The organism is Isoptericola sp. NPDC058082 (assembly GCF_042885055.1).
In the GTDB taxonomy this organism is placed as follows: Bacteria; Actinomycetota; Actinomycetes; order Actinomycetales; family Cellulomonadaceae; genus Isoptericola.
The window spans coordinates 25,411-43,188 of the sequence record NZ_JBHVSQ010000002.1 but is presented as its reverse complement, the minus strand read 5'-3'; the positions used below and the strand labels follow the sequence as shown (position 1 = coordinate 43,188).

Sequence of the window (17,778 nt, the reverse complement as noted above, 5' to 3'; positions counted from 1 at the left end):
AGGAGCGGGCCGATTACTTCGGCGTGATGGTGGGGGCCCTGGACATTCGGGGTCATTACTGCGACGGCTTGCCTGTCGCCTTGAACATGGGGGACAGCCCCCGTGCGCAGGGTGGCACGCCGGATGTCGGCTCGGCGACCGGGGCGGCAGCCTGGAAGCATGACCAGCATGACGTCCACCGACGGCCCGGTGCCGCCGCCCGCGAACCCGCCGACCTCGCCGTCGTCCACGCAGCCCGCAGAGCGTCCGGCGGCGTCCCCGCGGGCGACGACGGACGGGGCGCCGCCGTTCCTCCTCGCCCCGTTCGACGGCCGGACCTGGCGTGCCTACGGCTTCCTGTGGCTCTCCCTGCTGCTCGCACCGTTCGCGTTCACGTACGCGATCTTCACCGTCTCGTTCATGGCGGGGGTGGCGGTCACCGTCGTGGGCCTGTTCGTCGCCGGCGGCGTGCTGCTCGGCGCGCGCGGCTGGGGCTCGACGTACCGCCGGATGGCGGTCCGCTACCTGGGCGTCGAGATCGCCGAGCCGGCGCCCCGCACCCCGCGCAAGGGGTTCTGGCGGCGGCTCGGCGGGATGCTCGGTGACGCGACCGCGTGGCGCGCGCTGCTGTACATGGCGGTGACGTTCCCGCTGGCGATCGCGTCGTTCGTCGTGAGCACGGTGTTCCTCGCCGTCGCGCTCGGCGGGATGACGCACTGGTTCTGGTCGCGCTGGCTGCCGCTGCAGCAGGCGGGCGACGGCACCTGGCACCGGGGCGCGTCGTTCGGCACGGACTGGTTCGTCGACACCCCGGCCCGCCAGCTCCTGCTCGTCGCGGTCGGCGTGATCCTGCTGTACCTGTGGCCGCAGGTGCAGTCGATGTTCGTCGGCCTCTTCCGGCTCCTGGCGGAGGGCCTGCTCAGCCCCACCCGGGCGAGCCTGCGCGTGGCGTACGCCGAGCGGGCCCGCGCCGTCACCGTCGAGGACGCCGACGAGCGCCTGCGCCGCATCGAGCGCGACCTGCACGACGGCACCCAGGCGCACCTCGTCGCCGTCGCCATGCAGATCGGCGAGGCGCGCGAGCTGCTGCGCGACGGCACCGACGGCGTCGACACGGCGGAGCTCGCCGCCGTCCTGGAGACCGCCCACTCGAGCACGAAGGACACGCTCGCCGAGCTGCGCGAGCTCGCCCGCGGCATCCGCCCGCCCGCGCTGGACGCCGGCCTCGCCGTCGCCCTCGAGACGCTCGCCGCGCGGGCCGCGCTGCCGGTGCGGGTGCACGCCGTCGGGCTGGACGGCGCGGACCTCCCGCCCAGCGTCACCGCCATCTCCTACTTCGCGGTCGCGGAGCTGGTCGCCAACGCGACGAAGCACGCCCGGGCGACCGGGGTCGACGTCGTGGCGGGCGTGGAGCCGATCGCGGACGCCGCGACCGGGGCGGCCATGCGTGCGCTCGTGCTGCGCGTGCACGACGACGGCGTGGGCGGCGCGGCGGTGCGCGCGCCCGACGCCTCCGGCAGGGGCAGCGGCCTCGCGGGGCTCACGGACCGGTTGTCGGGCGTCGACGGGACGCTCCGGGTGGTCAGCCCGGCGGGAGGGCCTACGGTGATCACCGTGACGATCCCGCTGCCCGCCCCCGGGTCCCGCCGATGACGCCCGGCGCGCCGACCGGCCCGAGCCCGCTGCGCGTCGTGGTCGCGGAGGACTCCGCCATCCTGCGCGACGGGCTCGTCGCCCTCCTGTCGCGCCGTGGGCACGACGTCGTCGCGGCGGTGCCGGACGGCGACGCCCTCGTCCGCGAGGTCACGACCCTTGCCGCCGCCGATGCGCTGCCCGACGTGCTCGTCGCCGACATCCGCATGCCGCCGTCGCACACCGACGAGGGGCTGCGCGCGGCCGAGGCGCTGCGCGCCGCGCACCCCGGCCTGCCGGTGCTGGTGTTCTCCCAGTGGGTCGAGACGCGCTACGCGTCCCGGCTGCTCGAGGGCGACCCGCGCGGCGTCGGGTACCTGCTGAAGGACCGCGTCGCCGACGTCGGGGACTTCGTCGCCGCCCTCGGCCGGGTCGCGGCGGGGGAGACGGTGCTCGACCCGGAAGTGGTGCGGCAGCTCATGGGCGCGCACCGCTCGCCGGAGGACGGCGTCGGCCGCCTGACGCCGCGCGAGAAGGAGGTCCTGGAGCTCATGGCGCAGGGCCGCTCCAACGGCGCCATCGCCGAGCAGCTGTACCTGTCGTACGGGGCGGTGGAGAAGAACGTGGCCGCCATCTTCACCAAGCTCGACCTGCCGCAGGACTCCGCCGACCACCGGCGCGTGCGCGCCGTCCTGCGCTACCTGGGCGTCGACGCCTGACCCCCGACCTGTCAGAGCCTGCGCGTGGTATGCCCGGCGCGCCTCCTGACAGGTCGACGGGGGATGTCCCCCGGACCGGTACGGGGGAGACGGCGGGCGGCGAGGGGGCCAGGCCCATGTCGGACGACGTCGCAGGTCACGAGGCTGGAAGGGTCCTCGTCGCCCAGCCTCAGGAGCCATCGTGGCCGTCCTCGACGCCCCCGCCCCACCGGTCCCGACCGCACCGCTCGCACGACCCCGTCCTGTCGCCCCGGCGGCACGGCCGCGGCGGGCGCGGGACCCGTTCGTCGACGTCGTCCGGGCGCTCGGCACCCTCGGGGTGGTGCTGCTGCACTGGCTGATGGCGGAGGCCACGTGGGACGGGCGGACGCTCCTCGTCGGCAACGCGCTCGGCCACGGCGCCGGCTGGCTCGTCACCTGGCTGCAGCCCTTGGCCCTGCTGTTCTTCGCGGCCGGCGCCTCCGCCGGGTACCAGCGCTCCGCCACGACCGTCGGGGGTCGCGGCTGGGGCGGGACCGTCCTCGCCCGGCTGCGGGCGACGGCCCGGCCCGTCGGGGCGTTCGTCGGCGCGTGGGCGCTCGCGGTCGCCGCGCTCCTCGCCGTCGGGGTGCCCGACGACGCGGTGTGGCGGATGGCGCGGATGGCGCCGCAGCTGCTGTGGTTCCTCGGGGTGTGGGTGGTGCTCATGGCGCTCACGCCTCTGCTCCGCGCGGCCTGGCAGCGCTGGCGGTGGGGCGCCCTCGTCGTCGCCGTGGCGCTGCCGCTGACCCTCGACGCGCTGCGGTTCGGGCTCCCCGGCGAGCTCACCGGTGGGCTCGCCTGGGCCAACGTGCTGCTCGCGTGGGCCGCGCCGTTCCTGGCCGGGATCGCCTACGCCGCCGAGCGCAGCGCCCCGCGCCGGCCGGTGCCCGACCCGGCCGCCGGACCGCTGACCCGTCGCGGTGCCCGGCTGGCCCTGGCCGCCGGCGCCCTCGCGGCCGTCGCCGCGACGGTCGTGCTCGTGGCGGCGGGGCCGTACCCGCTCAGCCTCGTCGGGATGCCGGGGGACGAGATCTCCAACCTCGGCCCGCCCACGGCGCCCGTCGTCGCGCACGCCGTCGCGCAGGTCTGCCTGGTGCTGCTGTTCCGCGCCGCGCTCGTGCGGCGCGCCGCGACCGGGGCGGGCACGCGGGCCGTCGGCGCGCTGGCCCGCCGGTCGATGACCGTCTACCTGTGGCACCTCACCGCGATGTTCGCCGTCGTCGGGGTCGCGCTCCTCGGGCTCGGGCAGGAGCTGCCGGTCGCGTGGGGCGCGGACTGGTGGGCGTCCCGCCCGGTGTGGTTCGCGGCGTACCTGCTGGTGCTGCTCGGCCTGGTGCGCGTCTTCGGCCGCTTCGAGGACCGCCGCCGGGACGCCGTGAGCGGGCGGGGTCAGCGGGGCGGGTCGGGGACGCCGTAGGGCAGGCGGTGCAGGGTGGCGGCGCGGGCCTCGGCCCGCTCCTGCTCGGCCGTCCCGCGCTCCAGCTCCCGCTCGCGGCGCTCGTGCAGGACGGCGTGCAGGAACGCCTCGGGCGGCGTACCGGGCGGCGGACCGGGGGCGACGAACGGCTCGACGCGCCCGGCGAGGTCGTCGGCGAGGCCCGCGCGCGACGCCGGCGCGAGGCGGGGCGCGCGGTCGAGGAGCTGCCGGGCCGCGAGGGCGAGCCCGTCGGGCAGCCGCCGGATGTCGGCCGTGCGGGCCCAGGCGGCCAGCTCCGGCGGCATGGCGAGCGGGACCGTGCGGGCGCGGCCGCCCCGCACGCGGATGACGTAGGTGCCGGCCAGCAGGTCGCCGAGCCGCTTGCCGCGGGAGTTGGACAGCGACGCGACCAGCGCCACGCTGCCGACCGTCAGCCACAGCTCGCCGATGCCCACCAGCGCCCGCACGAAGGCATGGCGGAAGCGCACCGGGCCGCCGTCGTCGCGCACCACTCGCAGGCCGGTGATCAGCTTGCCCAGCGAGCGGCCACGGCTCAGCGTCTCGACCGTCGTCGGCACCACGACCATCACGAGCACCGCCACCACGACGCCGGCCACCCGGGCCCACTGCTCGTCGATCGACACGTCCTGCAGGGCGACCACGATCAGCAGCGCGATCCCGACGATCGCGAGCGCCGCGAGGTCGAGCAGCGCCGCGAGCGCGCGGCTGACGAACGACGCCGGCCGCGCGTCGAGCACCACGCCCTCGCCGATGACGATCCCGTCGTGGATCCCGACTGACATGTGCATCCCCCGCTCGTGCGACGTCTCCCGTGTGGAAGGCTAGCGGCCGTGGACCTCGACGCCTTCACCGCCGTGCACAGCCCGCAGTGGGAGCGCCTGCGCGTCCTCACCCGCAAGCGGCGGCTCGACGGCGCGGAGGCCGACGAGCTGGTGCGGCTCTACCAGGCGGTCGCGACGCACCTGTCCACGGTGCGGTCGGCCGCGCCCGACCCCGTGCTCGTCACCCGGCTCTCGGACCTCCTGAGCCGCGCCCGGGTGCGCGTCACGGGCACGCACGAGCCGGCCTGGGCCGACGTCGTCCGGTTCGTGGCGGTGACGGTGCCCGCGGCGCTGTACCGGGTGCGCTGGTGGACGCTCGGCGTCGTCGTGGTGTGCCTCGCGCTCGCCGTCGTCGCCGGGTACCGCGTCGCCACGGACCCGGACGTGCTGGCGCAGATGGGCACGCCCGCCGAGCGCGAGGCGTACGTGAACGAGGCGTTCGCGTCGTACTACGACCCGGGCGCGTCCTTCGCCGCCATGGTGTGGACGAACAACGCGTGGATCGCCGCGCAGTGCGTGGGCCTCGGCATCACCGGGGTCTGGCCGGCCTTCGTGCTGGTCCAGAACGCGGTGGGGGTGGGCGCCACCGGCGGCATGATGGCGGCCTACGACGAGCTGGACGTGTTCCTCCAGCTCATCGCGCCCCACGGGCTGCTCGAGCTCACCGCGGTGTTCGTGGCCGGCGCCGCCGGCCTCAAGCTCTTCTGGACGGCGGTGTCGCCCGGGCCGCGGCCGCGCACCGTCGCGCTGGCGCAGGAGGGTCGCGCGCTCGTCACCGTCGCGATCGGGCTCGCCGGCGCGCTCGCGGTGTCCGGGCTGATCGAGGGGTACGTGACGGGCTCGACGCTGCCCTGGTGGCTCAAGATCGTCATCGGCGCGATCGCGCTCGCGGGTTTCTGGGTCTACGTCGTCGTGCTGGGCCGCCGTGCCACGGCGGCCGGGCTCACCGGCGACCTGGACGCCGACCGCGCCGGCGAGGTCGTGCCCACGGTCGGCTGACGGCCGCCCGCCCGGCACCGGTCGGGTCAGAGCCGGCCGGCGGCCTTGAGCGCGAGGTAGGTGTCGGCGAGCCGGGGCGCGAGGTCGTCCGGGAGCGCCTCGACGACCTCGGCGCCGTGCTGGCGCAGCACGGCCTGGACGGCGGCACGCTCGAGATCGGCGCGCGCGGCCGCGGCGGCGTCGTAGACCGCGGCCACGGACGACCGGTCGGAGCGCAGCCGGGCGGCGTCCGCGTCGGCGACGGCGGCGACGACCACCTGGTGGGTGCCGGAGAGCCGGTCGATCACCGGCAGCAGACCCGTCTCGACGGCCGCCGGGTCGAGCGACGTCAGCAGCACGACGAGCGAGCGCTGCGAGACCCGCTGGCGCACCTGCCCGACGAGGCCGGGCCAGTCGGTCTCCAGCAGGGCGGGCTCGACGGTCGACAGGGACTCCGCCAGCGCGGGCAGCAGCCGCGGGCCCGACGCGCCCGCGACGCGCGCGCGCAGCGCCCGGTCGTACGCCAGCACCTGGACGCGGTCGCCGGCGCGGTCGGCGAGCGCACCGAGCAGCAGGGCAGCCTCGATGCCGGCCTCCAGCCGGGTGCCACCGAGCGACGACGGCGCGTCGGCGGCGCCCTCGGGCGCCTGCTCGGTGTCGCTCGCGGCGGCGGTGCCGATCCGCGCGGCGGACGTGCGGCCGGTGTCGAGCACGATCACCACGCGCCGGTCGCGCTCGGGCCGCCACGTGCGTACGACGACGTCGCCGCGACGGGCGGTGGCACGCCAGTCGATCGAGCGCACGTCGTCGCCCACCACGTACTCGCGCAGCGAGTCGAACTCGGTGCCCTCGCCGCGCACCTGCACGGCGGCCCGCCCGTCCATCTCGCGCAGCCGCGCGAGCCGCGACGGCAGGTGCCTCCGGCTGGCGAACTCGGGGAGCACGCGCAGCCGGGCCGGCACCGGGATCGACGCCTGGCGGGCGGCGACGCGCAGCGGCCCGTACGAACGGACCGTCACGGGCCCGGCGACGCGGTCGCCGCGCCGGGTCGGCCGCAGCGGGGTGCGCACGCGCGCGGACTCGCCGGGCGGCAGGTCGACGTCGTGCCGTGCGGAACGGGCCACCAGCGGCTCGCCGGCCCCCGCGCCGTCCGTGCGCACGCTCGCGTCCGGCACGAGCGACGGCGGCCAGGCGTCGCGCACGACGGCGCGCAGCCGGCGCCGTGCGGTGTTGGTGACCACCAGCTCCGAGCGGGCCGTGGTGCCCAGCCGCACCGAGCGGGGCGTCCGGCGCTGGAGCGCGACCGCGCGCGGGGACGCGGCGAGGGCGACGTCGACGGCGCACACGGCCGCCACGACCAGCCCCCACACCACGACCGTCCCCGGCACGGGGAACAGGACCACCGGGATCACCCCGAGCGCCGCCAGCACGACGGCGCGCCACGTCAGCGCCATGTCCGGGTGCCGGTCAGCGCGGGACGGGGACGGTCGCGAGCACGGTCGTCAGCACGCTCTCGGCCGTGACGCCCTCGAGCTCCGCCTCGGGCCGCAGCTGGACGCGGTGCCGCAGCGTCGGGTGCGCGAGCGCCTTCACGTCGTCGGGCGTCACGTACGAGCGCCCGGACAGCCAGGCCCAGGCGCGCGACGTCGCGAGCAGCGCGGTCGCGCCACGCGGCGACACGCCGAGCGAGAGCGAGGGGGAGCGGCGGGTGGCGCGGCACAGGTCCACGGCGTAGCCGAGCACCTCGGGCGCCACCTGGACCTGCCGCACCTCGGCGCGCGCGGCGGCGAGCTGCTCGGTGCCCGCGACCGCCCGGACGCCCGCGGCGCCCAGGTCGCGCGGGTCGAACCCGGCGGCGTGCCGGGCCAGGACCTCGATCTCCTGCTCGCGCTCCGGGACGGGAAGCACCACCTTGAGCAGGAAGCGGTCGAGCTGCGCCTCCGGCAGCGGGTACGTGCCCTCGTGCTCCACCGGGTTCTGCGTGGCGATGACGACGAACGGGTCCGGCAGGGGGCGCGGCGTGCCGTCGACGGACACCTGCCGCTCCTCCATCGCCTCGAGCAGGGACGCCTGCGTCTTCGGGGGCGTGCGGTTGATCTCGTCCGCGAGCAGCAGGTTCGTGAAGACCGGCCCCTCGCGGAACGAGAACTCGGCCGTGCGCGCGTCGTAGACGAGGGAGCCGGTGACGTCGCCGGGCATGAGGTCGGGCGTGAACTGCACGCGCTTCGTCGACAGGTCGAGCGACGCGCCGAGCGCCCGCACCAGCAGCGTCTTCGCGACCCCGGGCACGCCCTCGAGCAGCACGTGGCCGGAGCAGAGCAGCGCGATGAGCAGGCTCGTCACCGCGGAGTCCTGGCCCACGACCGCCTTGCCGACCTCGCTGCGCACCCCGGCGAGCGCGCCGCGCAGCTCGCGAGAGGGGGAGCCGGCGGCGGGCTCCGGGGCCGGGGGCGCCTGCGGGGGCGCGGGGTCGCCCGGGGTGGGGGTCGACGCGGTGGTCGACGTGGCAGTCGACGCAGTGGTCTCGACAGGGGCCGCGGGCGGTGTGCCCTGCGGGTTCTCGTCGGGGGTCGTCACGATCGGTGGACCTCGCTCTCCAGGGTGTCGAGCCGACGCGCGAGCTCGGTGAGCGCGTCGTCGTCGTGGGGTGGTGGGCCGTACAGGAGGTCGGCCACGTCGTGGGCGGACCGGCCGCTGGCGCGGGCGACGGCGTCGGTGAGCGCCGTGGCGTCGGCGGACCGGGGCACGCCCAGGCGGCGCGCGACGGTCTCGGCGGTGGCGGCGCGCAGACCCGCGGCGGCGTGGCCACGGGACCTGGCCCGCCGGTAGAGGCGGCCGCGGCCGCGGGTGGTCTCGGCGGCGCGCACCACGACGGGCAGCTCCTCCGCGACCAGCGGGCCTAGCCGGCGCGCCCGCCACACGGCGGCGACGAGCACGACCAGCAGCGCCCAGAGACCGACGACGCCCGCCCAGGGCGGCAGGATCCCGGCGCCGGCGGACGGGGCGCCGGCCTCGCCGGTCGAGCTCGTGTCGAGCGGGTCGGGCACGAGCCACACGAGCGTCTCCTGCGCGCCGAGCAGGCCGAGCGCGAGTGCCGCGTCGCCGTCGTCCAGCACCGTGCCGTTGGTGACGAAGGACGGGTCGTCGACGGCGGTCACGAACCGTCCGCCCGCGGACCCGGGCAGCTCGACGCGCGCCAGCGCCGCCGACCCGTCGACCGGCCAGCACAGCGTCACGTCGGTGGCCCCGGGCTCGGCCCGCAGGCCCGGCGCGAGAGCCAGCGCGCCGGCGCGCGTGGCGAGCGGCAGGTCGCACGACGGCTCGACGGCGAACGCCGGGGCTGCGGCCCCGGGCGTGCGGCTCACGGCGCCGTCGGTGGCCGCGTGCACCAGCTCGTCGTCGGCGCCGAGCAGCACCAGGTCCGCGTCGACGCCCGCCAGGGCGTCGACCTGCTCGGGCAGCAGCAGGCTCCCGGGCGTCACGAGCAGCGTGGTGCCCGCGCCGGCCGCCGCGACGGCGTCCGCGACGCGGGTGACGTGGCGGACCTCGACCCCTTGCCGCCCCAGCACCTGCGCGACGGCGCGGGCGCCGTTCGGCTGCGCGTTGTCGGGGGCGTACGGGGTGGCGGAGGTGACCGGGCGCTGCACGGCGAGCACGGCCACCACGAGCGCGAGCACCCCGAGCACCAGCAGCGTCCAGCGGGCCCGGCGCCAGCGGTCGGCGGTGCGGCCGCGGCCGGTGGTGCCGTCACCCGTCACGACCGGCGAGAGCACGGCGTCCGGCGACCCGACACCCGGCGTCGCGGCCTGGACCGTGCCCTGGGACCGGCCCTGGGTCGGGCCCGGCGTGGTCTGCGTCGGAGCCGTCACGGCGCCCCCACCCCGCCGGGCGCGGCGGCCGCGAGGGGCTCGGGCCGCAGCCCGCGCACCCGCTCGTCGAGGTCGCGCAGGCGCCGGTCGTCGTCCGGTCCGGCGGGGAGCGTGCCGTAGCAGACGTCGTCGAACAGACGGGCCGCGTCGTGCAGCTCGGCGGCGACGGCGGGCAGCCGGGCGGCGGCGTCGTGCGCGGCCTCCTGTGCCGTCCGGCCCGGGCGGTCGTCCAGCACCACGCGCTCCTCCAGGGAGCGCACGAGCGCGCGGAAGCGGTCCAGCACGGCCGCGGACCAGTCGCCGCGGGCCGCCGCGGCGTCGGCGGACGCCCGCAGCTCGGCCGCGGTGCGCTCGTCGCCGTCGAGCACGACGACGGAGCGGCGCCGGCGGCGCGCGAGGCGCACGGGCCCGGCCACCCACCAGGCGAGCGCGGCGACGAGCACCAGGACCACGACGACCACGAACGCGAGCGGGAACCGCCCCTCGCCGAGGGTCAGGCCGTCGAACAGGTCGCCGAGCCAGGTGAGCAGGCGCTCCAGGAGCGACGGCTCCGTGGAGTACTCGGGTCGCGACAGCTCCTCCAGGAGCCAGCGGTGCGCCGTCTCCCGGTCGGGGTCCACGGGCACGCCGGCGGGCACGTGGGCCACCAGGGTCGTCACGACCCCGTGCACCACCGCCGACGCGCCGCTCACGCGAGCATGCCGGGCGGCGGACCGGGCCGGGCGCCGGGCTCGCCACCCGGCCGCCCGCCGTCGGACGCCTGCGCCGCGGCGGCGAGCTGCACGTCCAGGCCCTCGCGGCGCATCCGCACGTCGATGTAGAGCAGCGCGACGACCGAGGCCACGAAGATCGTGGTGATCGCGGCCGAGATGACCGACGACAGCACGGTCGCGACGACCGTGGCCGTGGTGAACGCCTCCGTGCTCCCGCCGGTGCCGCCGATCATGCCGGCGACGAAGCTGAGGGGGATCGTGATGATGTACGCGGCGGCGCTCACGATGATCATCGCGAGCAGGTAGATGCCGAACAGGCGCCAGAAGGACCCGCGCGTCAGCCGCCAGGCGCGCGCGATCGTGCTCCCCAGGCCCTGACCCTCCAGCGCCAGCGCGGGCGCGACGAGCCCGAGCCGCACCCCCAGCCACACGAGGAGGACGACGAACCCGGCGCCGAGCAGGAGCCCGAGGCCGATGGCGGCCCCGGTGGACTGCTCGCTCACGAGGGCGACGAGCAGGACCAGGACGAAGAACCAGACGAACGTCCCGACGGCGCCGGCGAGCGAGCGCAGCAGGGCCCAGCCGATGAGGCGGCCGACGCGCCCGCGCAGCCGCTCCCAGACCTCGCGGAGGCTCAGCTTGCGGCCGATGACCGACTGGCTCACCGAGACGGTGAGGATGCCCTCCACCACGGGCTGGGCGAGCAGCAGGGTCACGCTCATGCCGAGGGACGACGCGAGGGACTGCGCGACGAGGTTGTCGAACCCGAGCTCGGCGATCTCCGGGTCGGCCTCGGTCAGCGACGAGAACGACGACGAGAACGTCGGCACGATGAGCTGCGCGATCAGCACGCCGAGGACGGTCGCCACGAGGATCACGAGCGTGGCGGCGCCGAGCATCACCTTCGGGTTGTGGCGGATCGCGGTGAACGCGCCGTCGTAGATCTCGCCGAGCGACAGCGGGCGCAGCGGCACGATGCCGGGCTTCGTCGCCGCCGGGGCGCTCGGCGGCCGCGGGCCGTAGTGCTGCCCGTACTGAGCCTGCCCGTACTGCTGCCCGTACTGACCCTGCCCGTACTGACCCTGCCCGTACTGACCCTGTCCGTACTGGCCCTGCCCGTACTGCTGCCCGCCCTGCCCGTCGGCGGGCGGCTGCGGGGCGCCCTCGGGCGCGCGCTGGCCGTAGCGGGGCGGCTCGGGTGCGTCGCCCCAGCCGGACGGCGGCTGGGGCTGGTCGGGCGTGCTCATCGCGGCCTCCCGGGCTGCAGGGCGGTCGGGTCGTGCCGACGCGGCGTCGGCGGACGGGACTGTCGGGGCTGTGCTGGTGGAGTGCTGGAGGACCGGGTGTGACGCCGGTCGCCCCGACCCTAGTACGGCGCGCCCGCTCGCTCATGCGGCTTTCCACCGGACCTTGCGCCGTGCCTGGCAGAATGGGTGCATGAAGTCCCGTGTCCTGGTGGTCGACGACGACACTGCGCTGTCCGAGATGATCGGTATCGTCCTGAAGTCCGAGGGGTTCGAGCCGACGTTCTGCGCCGACGGCGACGGAGCCCTCGTCGCCTTCCGCGACGAGCAGCCCGACCTCGTCCTGCTCGACCTCATGCTGCCCGGCAAGGACGGCATCGAGGTCGCCCGCGAGATCCGCGCCGAGTCCGGCGTCCCGATCATCATGCTCACCGCCAAGACCGACACGGTCGACGTCGTGCTCGGCCTCGAGTCCGGCGCCGACGACTACGTGACGAAGCCGTTCAAGCCCAAGGAGCTCGTCGCCCGCATCCGCACCCGGCTGCGCCGCAACGACGACCCCGGCCCCGAGCGGCTGCGCATCGGCGACGTCGAGATCGACGTCACCGGCCACAACGTGGTGCGCGACGGCGAGCGCATCAGCCTCACCCCGCTGGAGTTCGACCTGCTCGTGGCGCTGGCCCGCAAGCCCTGGCAGGTGTTCACGCGCGAGGTGCTGCTCGAGAAGGTCTGGGGCTACCGGCACAGCGCCGACACCCGCCTGGTCAACGTGCACGTGCAGCGCCTGCGCTCCAAGGTGGAGCGCGACCCCGAGAACCCGACGGTCGTGCTGACCGTGCGCGGCGTGGGCTACAAGGCCGGTGCCCCGCGCTGAGCCCGCCGCGCGCCGCGTCCGCCGGACGTGGCGGCGGTGGCGCGCCTGGACCGTCTCGCGGACCCGGTACCTCGTCCGGCGGTGGCGGTCGTCCCTGCAGCTGCGGGTCGTGACCTCGGCGCTCGCGCTCGGCGTCGTCGCGGTCGCGCTGCTCGGCCTCTACCTGTCCGTCTCGATCCGCGACGGGCTGTACGAGCAGCGCGTGGACCGCATCGAGCGCGAGAACGCCTCGATGACCGAGCAGGTCCGCAGCGCCTTCGACACCTCGCCCGCGACGTCGGCCTCCGACGTGCAGCTCCTCCTGACGCAGATGGTGCGCACCCTCGCGGCGGGCGCGTCCAGCGCGCAGGACTTCCTGCTCCTCAGCACCCCCGACCAGCCGCAGCGGCTCGCCGACACGGGCACCCAGCCGGAGCTCAAGGCCATCATCGGCGAGGACCTGCGCGAGGCGACCCGCGCGTCGGACGGCCAGGTGCTGCAGTCCGTGCAGATCCCCGCCGAGTTCACCGACACCGAGGTGCCGGAGCCGGGCGTGATCGTCGGGACGACGGTCGAGGTGCCGTCCATCGGCACGTACGAGCTGTACGCGATCTACTCCCTGCAGGCCGAGCAGGAGACGCTGTCGTTCGTGCAGCGCACCCTCTCGCTCGGCGCGCTCGCGATCCTCGCGCTGCTCGGCGCGCTCACGTGGGTCGTGACCCGGCAGACCGTCGCGCCCGTGCGCCGCGCCGCGACGGTCGCGTCGCGGCTCGCCGACGGCCACCTGGACGAGCGGCTCCCGGACGCCAAGGGCCAGGACGAGATGGCCACCCTCACCCGCACGTTCAACGAGATGGCCGGGAACCTCGAGGACCAGATCGCGCGGATGGAGGAGCTCTCCGCGGCGCAGCGGCGCTTCGTCTCCGACGTGTCGCACGAGCTGCGCACGCCGCTGACGACGATCCGGATGGCGGGCGAGGTCATCCACGCCTCCCGCGACGAGCTCGACCCCGCCGCCCGCCGCTCCGCCGAGCTGCTGTACACGCAGCTCGACCGCTTCGAGATCCTGCTCACCGACCTGCTGGAGATCAGCCGGTTCGACGCCGGCGCGGCCGTGCTCGACGTCGAGCAGCGCGACCTGCGCGACGTCGTCGCGGCCGTGGCGGACACGTCGATGCCGCTCGCCGAGTCCAAGCACGTCTTCCTCTCGGTGACGCTCCCCGACGAGCCCGCGACGGCGGACGTCGACCCGCGGCGCGTCGAGCGCATCGTGCGCAACCTCGTGGTGAACGCCGTCGAGCACGCCGAGGGCAAGCCGGTCGAGGTCACCGTCGGGGTCGACGCCGACGCGGTCGCCGTCGTCGTGCGCGACCACGGCGTGGGGCTCGCGCCCGAGGACATCGACCGCGTCTTCCACCGCTTCTGGCGCGCGGACCCCGCCCGCGCCCGCACCACCGGAGGCACCGGGCTGGGCCTCGCGATCTCCCTCGAGGACGCGCGCCTGCACGCGGGCCGCCTCGAGGCGTGGGGGCGGCTCGGGGAGGGCGCGAGCTTCCGGCTCACGCTGCCGCGGCGCGCCGGGATCCGCCTGCAGGGCTCGCCCCTGCCGCTCGAGGGCCCGTCGACCGGGGTCACGGCCCCGCCCACCGGTCAGCTGCCGGTCGTGAATCCGCCGACCGGCCCCACCCCCACCGCCATCCCCGAGCTCGGGGTCGTGGACGCCGACGGCGTGGACATCGCCCACGCCCCCGTCCCGTCCGGCCGGCCGGACGCCGAGGAGGAGGTCCTACGACAAAATCCCCCCCCCCCGGGCAGGTGCGCCGCCCGCGCCGCCGGGCCGGCGGCCTGCCCGCCGCCCTCGTCACCGTCCTGACCGTGCTCGCGGTGACCGTCGCGTGCGCGCGCATCCCCACGAACGGGCCGGTGCGCGACGGCGACACCGAGCTGGAGAACATCAGCGAGATCGGCTACATCGCGTCCGGACCGGCGGCCGGCGCCAGCCCGGACCAGGTGGTGCAGGGCTTCCTCAGCGTGGCGCAGCTCGGCCCCACGTCGAGCTCGTCGTTCGCCGTCGCGCAGGAGTACGTCACGGACGAGGCGTGGGAGGGCTGGGACCGGTACGCGCGCGTGCTCGTGCTGGAGGAGGACCCCGAGCTGGACCTCGCCGACGTCCCCGCGGACGCGACGGAGACGACCGTCGACGCGACCGTGCGCGTGGTCGCGACGCTCGACGACCGCGGGATGTACACCGAAGAGGCGCGGACCAACGAGTTCGTGGTGTCCTTCGGCCTGTCGCGCGGTGCGGGCGGGGAGTGGCGCATCTCCCAGCTCGAGGACGGTCTCATGCTCCCGGCCGCGTTCTTCGGCCAGGCGTTCCACCCGACGACCCTCTACTTCCCGACGCCCGACCTCGCCTGGTGGGTGCCCGACATGCGGTGGTTCCCGCGCCAGACCTGGCGCACCGACGCGACCAGCGAGATCCTCGCCGGCCCGCCCGAATGGCTGCAGGACTCGACGACGACGGTCATCCCCGAGGGCACGTCGCTCGCCATCGACGCGGTGACGGTGACCGACGACGGCACCATCGACGTGAGCCTCACGTCCACGATCTCGCAGGCCAGCGCCGACCAGCGGGCGCTCGCGACCGCGCAGCTGCAGGCGTCGCTCGCCGAGGGCGAAGGGCGCACCGTCGTCCTCTCCGACCAGAACACGCCGCTCACGACCCGCGCGGCCGACTCGATCTCCACGCCCCGGACGTCGGGGGAGGCGCTCGCCGTCTCCGACGGCACGCTCGTGCGCGTCGTCGGGCGGGAGCTGCGCGAGCCGGACGAGCCCGTCGCGCTCGACGGCCTCGACCCGACCGCCCTCGCCGCCGGCCCCGGCGACGAGCCGGTCGTGGTGCGCGACGGCGCGGAGCGCATCGTCCGCGTCACCGGCGACCACGCGCCCGACGTGCTGCTGTCCGGCGCGAAGCTCGCGCCGCCCTCCGTCGACCGGTTCAGCGCCGTGTGGAGCGCGCAGGGCGCGGACCTCCTCGTGGCGATGCCGTCGGGCGCGGTGCGGACCCTGGACATCGACTGGCTGTCGTCGCGGACCATCCGGTCGGTGCACGTGTCGCCGGAGGGCGCCCGCGTCGCGATCGTCAGCTCCGGCCCCAGCGGTCGTCTGGTGCACGTGGCAGGTGTGGTCCGCGACGCCGAGAACGTCCCGACCGGACTCTCGGCGCCCGTGCAGGTCGGGGCCTCCGTGCGCCAGGTGACGCAGGCGGTGTGGCAGGACGAGGCGGCGCTCGCCCTGATCGGCCAGGAGGCCGACGGCGACGACGCGGTCTTCCTCACCGGTGTCGGTGGGCTCTCCGGCCAGGGCGGGCTGTCCCGGGCGCAGCCCGGCGTCCCGGAGCCGCGCTCCGTGACGGCGTCCGTCGGTACGGGGGCCATGCTCGCCATCGACAGCGGCGGCACCCTGTACTCGCGGCAGAGCTCCGCGCTGTGGTCGATGGTGTCCGACGACGTCGACCTGGTCGCCTACCCGGGCTGACGGCCCGGCCGACGACGCCCACACCGACACCGACACCGACACCGCCGCACGGCGACGAGGGCGCGACGCTGCCCCCAGGCCGCCGTCGTCCCCAGGACGCGGCGAGCACGCCCGCCGCGTCCCGCAGGCGCGGCACGCTGCAGACATGCCCCCGACGACGACCGCGCCGCCCGTGCGGTGGCTCCGCGAGCTCGGCCGCCTCGTCGTGCCGGTGTCGTGCCCCGGCTGCGGCGCGCTCGACGTGCCCTGGTGCCCCACCTGCGAGGCGCTGCTCGTCGGGCCGCCGGTCCGCGTCGAGGCGGCGGCCCCGCGCCTGGACCGGCTCGACGGCGTCCCCGTGCTGCCGGTCTGGGCGCTCGCGGCCTACGGCGGGCCGGTGCGGGAGGTCGTCGTGGCCTGGAAGGACCGTGGACGCACCGACCTCGACCGGCTCGTCGGACCCCCGGTGCGGACCGCGGCACGCGCCGTCGCCGCGACCGCGGCGCGCGCCGTCGCCGGGCGGCCCCTGCTCGTCGTCGGCGCACCCTCCACGGCGGCGTCCCGGCGCGCCCGCGGACGCGACCACGTGCGCGTCCTCGCCCGTGCCGCCGCGGACGGGCTGCGCGACGCCGGGCTCGCCGCGACGGTCGTCCCGGCGCTGACCCGGCGCGGCCGCGGGCGCGACCAGGTAGGGCTCGGCGCCCGCGCCCGCGCACGCAACCTCACCGGGTCCATGGCCGCGCGCGACCGGGCGCTCGCCCGCGCCGGCGGGGCCCGTCCCGCCGTCCTGCTCGTCGACGACGTGGTCACCACCGGCTCCACGCTCGCAGCCGCGGAACGCGCCCTCGAGGACGTCGGGGCGGACGTCCTCGGGGCCCTCGTGCTGGCCGCGACCCCACCTCCGGGGGCCGTCACGAAAGACGTGAGGAACCTCCTCGCGCCCCCGGTGTACCTGGCGCACGGGAGGGGGTTAGCCTGAGGGTCCCACGCGGGCGAACCGCCCCCGAGACCTCGGTCCGGGACGCTCGCCCGTGCGACCCACGAGCGGTCCGGACGGACGTCCGGCGACCCGGGAGGTGGTGCCGAGCACGGTGCCCCGGACGGGGTGCCCAGACAGACAACTCGGGTCGCTCGAGCAGTGGGCGGCCTCACGACGAAGTGGAGCAACACGATGGAGATCGTCGTCGTCGGCAGGCACACGGAGGTGGCGGACAGGTTCCGCCGGCACGTGGAGGACAAGCTGAGCAAGGTCACCCAGCTCGCACCGGCCGCTCGCCGGGTGGACGTGGAAGTGACGCGCGAGAACAACCCGCGGCTCTCCGAGGTCCGAGAGCGGGTCGAGCTCACCGTGCACGACAAGGGGCCCGTGATCCGCGCGGAGGCCGCGGCGGACGACCGGTTCGGTGCCCTCGACATCGCGTTGGACAAGCTCACCGAACGGTTGCGCCGATCGCGCGACCGCCGCAAGGACCACCGCCGCCGTGCCAACGGCGTCCTCCCGTCCGTGGACGTCCGCCCCTACGACGAGGTCGCGGCCACCGAGACCGCGGCTCAGCCGACCGCACCCGTCGCGCTCGCCGAGCCCGGTGACGCCGTCGAGGAGCAGCTCGGCGACTCCCCGGTGGTGATCCGGCGCAAGCTGCACCACGCAGAGCCGATGACCGTCGACGACGCCGTCTACCAGATGGAGATGGTGGGGCACGACTTCTTCCTCTTCATCTCGAAGGAGACGGCCCGTCCGTCCGCGGTCTACCGCCGTCGGGGCTGGACGTACGGCGTCATCGAGCTGGACTCGACCGTCGGCGGCGTGGAGCCGGTGACCGAGCTGACGTGATCTGGTCCGGACCGCCACCGTGGTTGCGGTCCGACCGCCGAGGTCGCGGTCAGGGGGGGGGGGGGGGTTTCTTTGGGGGGGGGTTTGGGGGGGGGGGGGGGGGGGGCCCCCCCTGGGGGGGGGGGGGTCCCCCCCAAAAACCCCCCCCCCCCCTCTTCTTT

At 76.1% G+C, this 17,778-nt stretch carries 15 protein-coding genes; 9 read left to right on the top strand and 6 right to left on the bottom strand.

Annotated features, from left to right (window positions below; all coding sequences use genetic code 11):
• The first annotated feature begins 159 nt into the window (after positions 1 to 159).
• The 3 genes from ACFVS0_RS03280 to ACFVS0_RS03270 all read left to right on the top strand — a co-directional run bounded on the left by ACFVS0_RS03280 (position 160) and on the right by ACFVS0_RS03270 (position 3,768).
• Positions 160 to 1,632, top strand: a complete 1,473-nt coding sequence (locus ACFVS0_RS03280) for a sensor histidine kinase (RefSeq protein WP_430587153.1) — start codon at positions 160 to 162, stop codon at positions 1,630 to 1,632.
• Positions 1,633 to 1,661: 29 nt separating this feature from the next.
• On the top strand, positions 1,662 to 2,330 hold the full coding sequence (locus tag ACFVS0_RS03275; protein ID WP_430549038.1) for a response regulator transcription factor: 669 nt from the start codon (positions 1,662 to 1,664) through the stop codon (positions 2,328 to 2,330).
• Between the two features lie 181 nt (positions 2,331 to 2,511).
• Entirely contained in the window at positions 2,512 to 3,768 is a 1,257-nt protein-coding gene (locus ACFVS0_RS03270; protein ID WP_430587152.1) for an acyltransferase family protein, read from the top strand.
• Here the strand turns inward: ACFVS0_RS03270 and ACFVS0_RS03265 are convergent.
• Positions 3,741 to 4,577, bottom strand: a complete 837-nt coding sequence (locus tag ACFVS0_RS03265; RefSeq protein ID WP_430587151.1) for an RDD family protein — start codon at positions 4,575 to 4,577, stop codon at positions 3,741 to 3,743. The genes ACFVS0_RS03270 and ACFVS0_RS03265 overlap by 28 nt on opposite strands.
• A gap of 42 nt (positions 4,578 to 4,619) precedes the next feature.
• On the opposite strand from ACFVS0_RS03265, the gene ACFVS0_RS03260 reads away from it, so the two are divergent.
• The gene (locus ACFVS0_RS03260; RefSeq protein WP_430548985.1) at positions 4,620 to 5,609 is read left to right on the top strand and encodes a stage II sporulation protein M; all 990 of its coding nucleotides are present in this window, start codon (positions 4,620 to 4,622) and stop codon (positions 5,607 to 5,609) included.
• A 26-nt stretch (positions 5,610 to 5,635) separates the two neighbouring features.
• On the opposite strand, the gene ACFVS0_RS03255 is transcribed toward ACFVS0_RS03260, so the two are convergent.
• The 5 genes from ACFVS0_RS03255 to ACFVS0_RS03235 all read right to left on the bottom strand — a co-directional run bounded on the left by ACFVS0_RS03255 (position 5,636) and on the right by ACFVS0_RS03235 (position 11,417).
• The gene (locus ACFVS0_RS03255; RefSeq protein ID WP_430548986.1) at positions 5,636 to 7,042 is read right to left on the bottom strand and encodes a DUF58 domain-containing protein; all 1,407 of its coding nucleotides are present in this window, start codon (positions 7,040 to 7,042) and stop codon (positions 5,636 to 5,638) included.
• A 13-nt stretch (positions 7,043 to 7,055) separates the two neighbouring features.
• A complete protein-coding gene (locus ACFVS0_RS03250; RefSeq protein ID WP_430549039.1) occupies positions 7,056 to 7,997 on the bottom strand; it encodes an AAA family ATPase in 942 nt (313 codons plus the stop codon).
• A gap of 164 nt (positions 7,998 to 8,161) precedes the next feature.
• On the bottom strand, positions 8,162 to 9,457 hold the full coding sequence (locus ACFVS0_RS03245) for a DUF4350 domain-containing protein (protein WP_430587150.1): 1,296 nt from the start codon (positions 9,455 to 9,457) through the stop codon (positions 8,162 to 8,164).
• Entirely contained in the window at positions 9,454 to 10,149 is a 696-nt protein-coding gene (locus ACFVS0_RS03240) for a DUF4129 domain-containing protein (RefSeq protein WP_430586180.1), read from the bottom strand. The genes ACFVS0_RS03245 and ACFVS0_RS03240 overlap by 4 nt, the downstream gene beginning before the upstream one ends.
• Entirely contained in the window at positions 10,146 to 11,417 is a 1,272-nt protein-coding gene (locus ACFVS0_RS03235; RefSeq protein WP_430587149.1) for a glycerophosphoryl diester phosphodiesterase membrane domain-containing protein, read from the bottom strand. The genes ACFVS0_RS03240 and ACFVS0_RS03235 overlap by 4 nt, the downstream gene beginning before the upstream one ends.
• A 190-nt stretch (positions 11,418 to 11,607) precedes the next feature.
• On the opposite strand from ACFVS0_RS03235, the gene mtrA reads away from it, so the two are divergent.
• The 5 genes from mtrA (at position 11,608) to hpf (ending at position 17,617) form a co-directional block, all read left to right on the top strand.
• A complete protein-coding gene (mtrA, locus tag ACFVS0_RS03230; RefSeq protein WP_429735004.1) occupies positions 11,608 to 12,288 on the top strand; it encodes an MtrAB system response regulator MtrA in 681 nt (226 codons plus the stop codon).
• Positions 12,275 to 14,140: an MtrAB system histidine kinase MtrB gene (gene mtrB, locus ACFVS0_RS03225; protein WP_430587148.1), complete on the top strand. Its 1,866-nt coding sequence runs from the start codon at positions 12,275 to 12,277 to the stop codon at positions 14,138 to 14,140. Before mtrA ends, mtrB begins: the two co-directional genes overlap by 14 nt.
• Positions 14,083 to 15,804, top strand: coding sequence for an LpqB family beta-propeller domain-containing protein (locus ACFVS0_RS03220; RefSeq protein ID WP_430587147.1), 1,722 nt, complete (start codon positions 14,083 to 14,085; stop codon positions 15,802 to 15,804). The genes mtrB and ACFVS0_RS03220 overlap by 58 nt, the downstream gene beginning before the upstream one ends.
• Before the next feature lie 145 nt (positions 15,805 to 15,949).
• Positions 15,950 to 16,762, top strand: coding sequence for a ComF family protein (locus tag ACFVS0_RS03215; RefSeq protein WP_430587146.1), 813 nt, complete (start codon positions 15,950 to 15,952; stop codon positions 16,760 to 16,762).
• A 192-nt stretch (positions 16,763 to 16,954) separates the two neighbouring features.
• Positions 16,955 to 17,617 (top strand): ribosome hibernation-promoting factor, HPF/YfiA family, encoded by a 663-nt coding sequence (hpf, locus tag ACFVS0_RS03210; protein WP_430548993.1) that lies wholly within the window; start codon positions 16,955 to 16,957, stop codon positions 17,615 to 17,617.
• Positions 17,618 to 17,778: the final 161 nt, after the last annotated feature.